This window comes from Marinospirillum sp., assembly GCF_014859565.1.
Genome location: NZ_JACUUA010000398.1, coordinates 1 through 1,993 on the forward strand (window position 1 = coordinate 1; position 1,993 = coordinate 1,993).

The following is a 1,993-nucleotide window of genomic DNA, read 5'->3' on the forward strand; positions in this document are numbered from 1 at the left end:
AAACACAGTGAGCTGCTGCGGTGGTTGGTCGCACTGGGAATGCCGCCCAGCGGATCAGAGCCACTGTTTTCTGATGATGAAAAAGCCCACTGGCAAACCCTTGTGCAGCGTAGCCCAGCTGACTGGCAACAGCGCCGGGGTATTGGTGCATCCCGAGCAGCCGCTTTACAGCATTTTTTTCACCATCCACAGATCCAGCAGCAGGCACTGCGTCTGCAACACCAAGGTGTTGAAGGGTTTGCGGATGCAGGGGCAATCCTGCATCATTAAGCCCTAGGCTGTATAACCGGAGAGGACTCCCATTTGAGCCGTTTTTTATTACCCTTGTTGCTGGGTTGCTGGCTGGTGGTCTCCGGTTTGATCTGGCAAGCCTGGTCTCAGTCATTACAGACCTTTGAGCAAACCAGCCTGCACCGGATGGAACAGCACACCCGTTCACTGGTGGAGCTGCAAAAAACGCTGGTGCAACTCAAGCTACAGGAAGTTGAACGGGTTCTGATGGCGCTGGAGAGGCTCTCTTTACATCCCGACATGACTGCAGAACAAATCCGTTATGCCATGCAGGCACGTAAACAACCCAGCCCGGAAGTTCTTGCACTAATCCTGCTGGACAAGCAGGGACAAATTAAAGCCTTCAGTCGTGAGAATGAAAACCCGAACCTTGCTGACCGGGATTATTTTGTCTGGCACCAACAAAACCCGAATACAGGCCAAACCTTTATTTCTCCTCCCCAGCTTTCCCGCTCGGCAAATCCGGTTCCTTTTATTGCCATGAGCCGGGCGTTACATAATACAGAAGGCCAGTTTGTTGGGGTGCTTGTTGCCGCACTGGATCTGGAACAACTGGCAAATGAACTGGGAAAACTGGTCAGTGACGGTAGCCACGCAACCGTACTGTCCGATCTAAATGGCCAGATCTTTTTCCGTATGCCCTGGGTGGAAAACTCTTATCAGATGCAATCCGGTGTTGTTGCAGCACATCAGGGTGAAATTAAAACATTACACTCTACCCGCATCATTTCACCTTTTGATAATCAATCGCGCCAGATCAGTTATGGTCGTATTAATAAATGGCCACTGGTGGTTTTTATTTCCGAAAACCTCACCCCAACAGAAAATGAAATCAAGAATTTTCGCCTTTCTGAAACCCGGCGCTGGGGGATGGCGTTTGTGGTTATTTCGTTATTGTTTCTGCTGTTGGTCAAGCTCTTGTACAGCCACGATAAAAAACAGTTACAGCTGACCACCCAGGCAGAATCACTGAAACGATCCAACGAAGAGCTGGAGCAGTTTGCTTATGTTGCATCTCACGATCTGCGCCAGCCACTACGCATGATCAAAAGCTACATCGAGCTGCTGGAACAGCGACTGAAACCTTCACTGAACGATGAAACGCGCCAGTTTATGCACTTTGCTGCAGATGGTGCCCGGCGCATGGATCAGATGTTGTTATCTCTGCTGGAGTATTCCCGTGTAGGACGTATGGGTGAACCCATGCAGGTGATGCCTGCAGCACAACTGGTGGATGAAGCGCTGGTTTATCTGCAGCCGATCATTAAAGAAAGTGACGCAACTATCACTCGTCAGGGTGAGTGGCCAAAGCTGTTGATCAGTCATAATGAAGGGGTGCGGCTGTTTCAGAATCTGATCAGTAATGCCCTGAAGTACCATGCTCCGGAAGAGGCACCCAAGGTACTGCTGGAGGCCAGACTACTGGATCAGCAATGGCTGTTTATCATTGAGGATCAGGGTATAGGTATTGCACCAGATCAGCAGTCGCGTCTGTTCAAGGTGTTCCAGCGCCTGCACGCTCGCACAGAATACGAAGGGAATGGTATTGGGCTGGCGGTCTGCCGCAAGATTGTGGAACGCCATGGCGGTCGTATCTGGGTGGAATCAGAAGGTGCAGGAAAGGGCAGTCGTTTTTGTTTCACCCTGCCTGCACCACTTCAAGATAAAATCAGACCTTAAAACGCTGCACACTCTGCTGCAG

The 1,993-nt window shown here is 50.6% G+C and carries 1 protein-coding gene and 1 pseudogene; both read left to right on the forward strand.

The genetic code is table 11. From position 1 onward, the window contains the following. A pseudogene (locus IBX50_RS20160) lies at positions 1-270 on the forward strand (hypothetical protein); the annotation flags it as partial. A 33-nt stretch (positions 271-303) separates the two neighbouring features. Beyond that, on the forward strand, positions 304-1,971 hold the full coding sequence (locus IBX50_RS20165) for an ATP-binding protein (RefSeq protein ID WP_292258180.1): 1,668 nt from the start codon (positions 304-306) through the stop codon (positions 1,969-1,971). Positions 1,972-1,993: the final 22 nt, after the last annotated feature.